Here is a 6609-nt window from a genome sequence, read left to right as displayed (position 1 = left end):
GAGTGTTTGCGTCCGACTTCCTTCAGATTCCACTTCGCAATGGACACCCTTGTCTTTCGCTAACAGTTCCTACTACCAAGCCTGTAACGGACTTTCACCGTCAAGATGTTACCCATGCCGGGCGCACTGAATCAAAACCCCTTACTAATGGGCGTTAGTAAGGGGTTTGGTGCATTCAATGCAGATATTCTTGTTGTTTTCATTCTATCATGCAGTTTTGAGGAATACAAAAGCTGATGAGTCACTTTACACATATCAATCAGTTCAATAATTTTACTCAATAAACATTATACAAAGTTTCATATTTCGCTAAAAACAGATAATGTGCTTTTCGAACATAAAAAATGGACTGATATGCACAAATCATGCTTCATCAGTCCATTTTTTACTTTTCTCTCGCTATTATAAAGAAAAAGTAGCAATCTCTTCCCATTCTTCTACATCTTCTTTAAAATGCATCAATGATAATGTATCAATTGTCTCTTTGTGATCAATACCTGCTAAGCGGACTTGACCATAAATATCTTCAAACTCTTGGCTCGTTAAACCTTGCGCAATGGTAAAATGTGGTACAAATGCATGTTCTGATTTACCGTAAAAATCTTCGCCATCAAAACGGTTGAATAAATCTTCTAACGCTGCATTTCTCTCTACTTTAAAATAAATAACGTTTGTCACCGGTGCAAAATTTGAAGCTTTTGACACATAAACTTCTGTAGGTTGTGCACCTTCTAAACGTTTTTCTATTTCAGCTTTAACTTGATCAAGATCATTTTCATCAATTTCAAAATTACTTTTAATTGTAATATGAGGTTGAATCATTGTGTAGTGCTTATCATAACGTTTACGATAAGCGTTGACCTCGTTTTGGAAATCTTTTGACGGAATTAACGCTAATCCTAAAATCATTTGAATTCCTCCTTTGTATTCGCTTACTTTTATTATAGCAAATTTTCTTATAATTAACTTAAAAAGTACGTTAACAATTTTGGCAATTCTTTTTGCCATGTTTTCCAATTGTGCCCACCGTCTAATTCTTCGTAGTAATATGTCATTTGTTTTGATTCAAATAAATCTTTCAATGTGCGGTTAGGTGTTAAGAAATCTGCACGTTCACCACTTGTTGGTAATTTAAAATCAATCTCTTCTTTACCTACCGCGTGCCAAATATTTAATTCAGATTTAAACTGGCAACGATCAAAAATGAGTTTAACAATTTCATCATAATGGGGACTTAGTAAGCCAACCTGACTCATGACGCGTGGATAAGAAAGTGCAGTTAACAAAGCAATACTTCCTGCCAAACTATCTCCTAACAAAATTCGCGCATTGCCCACTTTGTATGTCGCAAAATTTTCATCAATCCATGGAAAGATTTCATTGGCAACCGCTTGGACAGTTTGTGCAGCTTTTTCACCTTCTGGATGGAATTCCATATGACGCATCTTCACATTTTGATAATGTAGACCGACGATGATTGCACGTTCGACTTCCCCATTTTTTCTTAACTTCTCATATACACGATGAAGTTGTCCATACCTTAGAAAATCACGACCATCAAAACAAAAAATTACTTTCGATTTATATAAATCAGAATAATCTTTCGGCAAATAAACAGATAATGTAATTTCTCGTTCTAAGTAGTCGCTTTTGAGTTGTGTGACGGTTACTTCACCTGGATTAAATGTAGTCATAAAAAGCGCCTCCTCATACGAATTAATCTCATTGTATCAGGAGACGCGTGCTGTGTTAATCTATAAAGCTTGATTTGACGCTATTTTATCTATCTTTTGATGTTAAGGTTGAATATCTTCTTCTTTCAAACGTTTCGGATAATCTTCTAACCAGAACGTCGCAGTTGGGATTTCTTTAGGATCTGGACGATAAATAGCTGTTTTACCTGTACCTTTCTCCTTCTTCTGACGCTCAAAGTCTTTTAATGCATGCATGGCTGGTTTATACAAAATCCAAATCGCAACAATGTTTAACCAGGCCATCAATCCGACACCTAAGTCACCCATAGCCCACGCAATGTCTGCTGTTTTCACCGCACCGTATGCAGTCGCCGCGATTAAAACGAGACGTGTCACATTACGCCATAATTGGTTTTGATTTTTAGCAATACGATTGGTTAAGAAACTCACATTCGTTTCAGCAATGTAGTAATACGCTAAAATCGTTGTAAAGGCAAAGAAGAATAACGCAATCGCAATAAAATACGAACCAAATCCTGAGAAACTTGGGTCAAAGTGGTAACTTGAACCTTGTAATGCTTTATCAATCCCTGCTTGTGCATACATTGCTGTTCCTGAATAATCTTTCGTACCATCTGCATTTTGAACAAAAATTTCTCCATTTTTCAATAAACCTGGCATCCCATCAGCAGAAACTGTACCATCTGTTGTATTGTATGTACCTGAAATTAAAATAATTAACGCTGTCGCTGTACAAACGAATAATGTATCAACATAAACAGAAAATGCTTGAACGAGACCTTGTTTTGCAGGGTGAGACACTTCCGCTGCCGCCGCTGCATGAGGCCCTGTACCTTGACCCGCTTCGTTTGAATAAAGACCACGTTTTACACCGATTTCAATCATTGCACCGATAATACCACCAAATGCTGCTTCCATTCCGAATGCTGATTTAAAAATAAGCGCAAATAACGCTGGCACTTCTTGTATGTTAAGTACGATAATGACAATTGCCATTAAAATATAAATGATTGCCATAAACGGTACAATCGCTGTCGCTACTTTCGCAATCCATTTTACACCACCAAAAATAATGAGCGCTAAAATAACAACAAGTACGACTGCAATAACCCATGCCGGAATGCCAAACGCATTATGCATCGAACTAGCAATCGCATTGGACTGAACACCAGGAAGTAATAAACCTACTGAAATAATCGTCACAATCGCGAATACTAAGCCGTAAATCTTCCCAAATTTACCTTTAATCCCTTTTTCGATATAATACGCTGGACCCCCGCGGTATTCACCGTCTTCTTCTTGTTTATAAATTTGGCCTAGTGCTGATTCAATAAAGGCTGTACCTGCGCCTAAAAATGCAGTTGCCCACATCCAGAACACTGCACCAGGACCCCCAATAAATATCGCTGTGGATACACCAACGATATTCCCCGTCCCCACACGACCTGCTAATGATAGCGCAATCGCCTGAAAGCTTGAAATCCCAGTTGGTGACTTTTCACCTTGAAACATGAGACGAATCATTTCCTTAAAGTGTCGGACTTGCAAAAATCTGCTCATCAAACTAAATGCGACTCCCGTTAGTAAAAGACCATAGACTAGCGGCTTACTCCAAACAATGTCATTGAGCCATCCCACAATCGTTTCTAACATAAACATTCCCCCTTTTTCCTTTGTATCCATTTTAAAAATTTTCAGATAAATCTGATATAAGTATACACAGTTAAAAAATTCCGCGCAACTCTTTTTTAACTACAATACACAATACAAAAATGAAAATGATTCTAATATTGATTTAAAATTTTTCTTTTAACGAGATTCCGATTGGGATATACTGTAATCAGTGTTCTTAATAGAAGGAGGAAACAATGTATGACAAATAAAGTGTGGTTCCGAACAGGTGTAGCACTGCTACTTTTATTTTTAATCATCAAATTATTTTTAGATGTTAACCACATATTTATGCCTATCATAATTATTATTCAATCGATTATATTACCTTTATTGTTGAGTGGGTTTTTATTTTACATTTGCTTACCTTTTCAAAAAATGCTCGAAAAACGTCACGTGCCAAGATGGGCAAGCATTACGATTATCCTACTCGCATTAACAGCGATGATTGCGGCAGTTATTGGTGTCATTGGACCTGTCATTGCCACTCAAATCGAGAATTTAATTCATCAGATTCCATTTATTCAACGTGAAACTGAACGATTAATTAATTTTGCACTCGATCAACGCGACCGTTTACCTGATCAAGTCACAGAAAAAATTAATGATATTGTATCGTATTTAAGTCAAATGGCTTCGGATCTGTTGTCCAACTCTCTTAACATTATTTCAAGTATTGTATCGACATTATTCTTATTGATTTTAGTGCCATTCTTCTTGATTTATATGTTAAAAGATCACGAACGTTTTATTCCCGCAGTTGCAAATATTTTTAATGGCGAACGTAAAATCTTTATCGTGAACTTATTAAAAGATTTAAACCAAACATTGATGTCTTACATTCAAGGTCAAGTGACAGTAAGTTTAATTCTTGGGGCTATTTTATATATTGGTTATTCGATTATCGGTTTAGAGTACACAATGCTCTTAGTGATGTTTGCCATTGTTGCGAACATGATTCCATTCTTAGGACCGTGGATGGCGTTCTTACCAGCTGGTATTTTAGGTTTAATTCAAAGTCCATCAACATTCGTTTGGGTCTGTGTCATTACTTTAATCGCGCAACAGCTTGAAGGTAATGTCATTACACCAAATGTTATGGGTAAATCATTAAATATTCACCCATTAACGATTATCATTGTTATTTTAGCTTCAGGAAGTTTAGGAGGCTTTACACTCATTTTAGTCGCAGTGCCACTTTATGCCGTACTTAAAACTATCGTACGTAACGTGTTCAAGTACCGTCACCAAATTATGCATAAAGCGCACAGTGATGTTAACGATAAAGGGATACTTTAATTGATAAATAGACATGCTGACTTTAACATTGAGGTCGGCATGTTTTTTACTACTCAACTTTCAATATGAATAAAAACAAGCCGCGCTACAAATAGACACGACTTCTCCATTGGAAACTTTATTTTTTCTGTTGTCGATGATGGTCCTTGTCATAGTTATATTTAATCGATGCAATCCCAACAGCTGCACAAAACAATACGGGATAATATGCAGCAAAATGATCGACATGTATGTAAAATCTATACAAAAGAAAAACACCAAACGCTACAATAAAATACACAGGGATAAACTTCTTACTCCATAAAAATGAATCTTTCATATGAGTCACCTCTATTTGAGCCACATCATTATGCGTGATAGCACGCAAACGATAACGGCTCCTTTTATGTATCGTCATTACAACTATCCTTTCGTAACATTAACGTAACATAATGGAAATCAATTCGCAATAAACTCTAAAACTAAATATTCTTATACTATTGTCGAACTTTTAATATCAATAGCTTCATTACAATGTCGAAAGAAAGAAGCATATCATCAATAGACAAAACATCTCACATGTGCTATTTTATGTATATAAAAGGCAACACACATCTTGTGCATTGCCTCAGTGAGACCGTTAAAAAGACGGTGGCTTCGTTAAATGTAAAAAAATAACCATCTAACCTTCCAAAGTTAGAGATGGTTATTTTTTTTGAACATTTGTAGTGATCAACACGACTAAACTGATTAAAGCTACGATAAAGCTACCGAAAGCACACATCAGCATCAGTACGTCTGTGACACTTATCATTCGAGGCTTCTCCTTTCTAAAGATTTTGATAATACGTTCATACGCATCACCTCTCTTTATACCGAGATAGCCACCATCCATCTAACTTTCTCACACCTTCATTTTATAGGCTCTCTATATTTTGTCCACAATTATATTAATTAATACTTTTATTCTATTTTTTATAAAACGAAAATGATGAGGCTTAGTATTTCTATAATAGAAAAGCTACCATATCACTTTCCACTTTTCCGCATTTATTCCTGATTATAAAATAATAATGTTTATTAAATAAAAAACAATAGGCAAAATGTGCCACATGTGCTATGTTTTAACCATCTAACTCCTCCAAAGTTAGTGATGGTTATTTTTTTGAATATTGATAGTGACTGTGGGACTGGGACATTAAGTTTTCCCAGTCCCTATCATTTTTATGGTCATATATCTATTAATAATAAAACAGGCAAAATGAGGATAAATGGGACGTCATTATTGGATGTTATGGGATTGTATCCATTTCATCAACTTGCCCTAAGTGACTGCATTTGATGCAAGATTGCCCAGAGGCTGAGACTCCCGAGGGATCAGACGCAGCCGAAAATCCAATTTGGCTTCCATCCAATGTACACTTCAATCAAGCCAAATTTAGTTGAGGCAAGTCCTGATCTGGCCCCCGCCGACTTTACACTGAAAAATAAAAAAGTGTAGAGACAGGAGTGAGTGATGTGAGTCATCATTATAAGATATCTGCTGAAACTTATTTGAAGATATTCGAGTATATAGAGGATAATAATTGTTCTGTAAGTATGGCTGTGAGGGCGTTAGGTGTAGATGTTTCTCCATATTGGGCCACGAAGAAGTATAAAGCCTATCAAAAAGATGGTATTGAAGCGATTCAACCACGTTCTTCCCGTGCTTATAGCACTGATTTAAAGTTACAGATTGTGAATGAAGCGTTGACCTCAGACATTTCTTTACAGGAACTCGCCACTAAGTATAGTATTCGGAGCTCACAATCCATTCGGTTATGGATAAAACGATACCAAGCGGGTAAAGAATTTAAAAGATATGATTTTGAATCAGGGGGAGATCGCTTGGCTAAACAAACAACATTGGAAGAACGTGTAATGATTGCCCAATACTGTATAGAAA

7 protein-coding genes are annotated in these 6609 nt (G+C 36.2%); 2 read left to right on the top strand and 5 right to left on the bottom strand.

Features of this window, described 5'->3' with window-relative positions:
* Nucleotides 1–402: 402 nt before the first annotated feature.
* The 3 genes from CCE82_RS12295 to CCE82_RS12285 all read right to left on the bottom strand — a co-directional run bounded on the left by CCE82_RS12295 (nt 403) and on the right by CCE82_RS12285 (nt 3368).
* Nucleotides 403–909, bottom strand: a complete 507-nt coding sequence (locus CCE82_RS12295; protein ID WP_086429642.1) for a 2'-5' RNA ligase family protein — start codon at nt 907–909, stop codon at nt 403–405.
* A 53-nt stretch (nt 910–962) separates the two neighbouring features.
* Nucleotides 963–1694, bottom strand: coding sequence for an esterase family protein (locus tag CCE82_RS12290; protein ID WP_086429641.1), 732 nt, complete (start codon nt 1692–1694; stop codon nt 963–965).
* A 102-nt stretch (nt 1695–1796) separates the two neighbouring features.
* Complete coding sequence (locus tag CCE82_RS12285) at nt 1797–3368, bottom strand: alanine/glycine:cation symporter family protein (protein WP_086429640.1); 1572 nt, start codon at nt 3366–3368, stop codon at nt 1797–1799.
* A 219-nt stretch (nt 3369–3587) separates the two neighbouring features.
* Between CCE82_RS12285 and cozEa the strand changes: the two genes are divergently transcribed.
* Complete coding sequence (gene cozEa / locus CCE82_RS12280) at nt 3588–4685, top strand: lipoteichoic acid biosynthesis protein CozEa (RefSeq protein ID WP_086429639.1); 1098 nt, start codon at nt 3588–3590, stop codon at nt 4683–4685.
* A gap of 118 nt (nt 4686–4803) precedes the next feature.
* Here the strand turns inward: cozEa and CCE82_RS12275 are convergent, their stop codons facing one another.
* On the bottom strand, nt 4804–5004 hold the full coding sequence (locus CCE82_RS12275; protein ID WP_086429643.1) for a hypothetical protein: 201 nt from the start codon (nt 5002–5004) through the stop codon (nt 4804–4806).
* A gap of 366 nt (nt 5005–5370) precedes the next feature.
* Complete coding sequence (locus tag CCE82_RS12270; RefSeq protein WP_086429638.1) at nt 5371–5559, bottom strand: putative holin-like toxin; 189 nt, start codon at nt 5557–5559, stop codon at nt 5371–5373.
* Nucleotides 5560–6182: 623 nt separating this feature from the next.
* Between CCE82_RS12270 and CCE82_RS12265 the strand changes: the two genes are divergently transcribed.
* A partial coding sequence (locus tag CCE82_RS12265; RefSeq protein WP_159454542.1) for a helix-turn-helix domain-containing protein occupies nt 6183–6609 on the top strand: 427 nt, incomplete at its 3' end.

The sequence above is a fragment of the Staphylococcus cornubiensis genome (assembly GCF_900183575.1).
Classification (GTDB): domain Bacteria; phylum Bacillota; class Bacilli; order Staphylococcales; family Staphylococcaceae; genus Staphylococcus; species Staphylococcus cornubiensis.
This window is presented reverse-complemented; position numbering and strand designations above follow the sequence as displayed.

What these genes read in the sequence shown, in the direction of transcription:
- CCE82_RS12270 (WP_086429638.1), bottom strand. Translation starts at nt 5,559, where the DNA reads ATGGATGGTGGCTATCTCGGTATAAAGAGAGGTGATGCGTATGAACGT.
- CCE82_RS12295 (WP_086429642.1), bottom strand. Translation starts at nt 909, where the DNA reads ATGATTTTAGGATTAGCGTTAATTCCGTCAAAAGATTTCCAAAACGAG.
- CCE82_RS12275 (WP_086429643.1), bottom strand. Translation starts at nt 5,004, where the DNA reads ATGAAAGATTCATTTTTATGGAGTAAGAAGTTTATCCCTGTGTATTTT.
- CCE82_RS12285 (WP_086429640.1), bottom strand. Translation starts at nt 3,368, where the DNA reads ATGTTAGAAACGATTGTGGGATGGCTCAATGACATTGTTTGGAGTAAG.
- cozEa (WP_086429639.1), top strand. Translation starts at nt 3,588, where the DNA reads ATGACAAATAAAGTGTGGTTCCGAACAGGTGTAGCACTGCTACTTTTA.
- CCE82_RS12290 (WP_086429641.1), bottom strand. Translation starts at nt 1,694, where the DNA reads ATGACTACATTTAATCCAGGTGAAGTAACCGTCACACAACTCAAAAGC.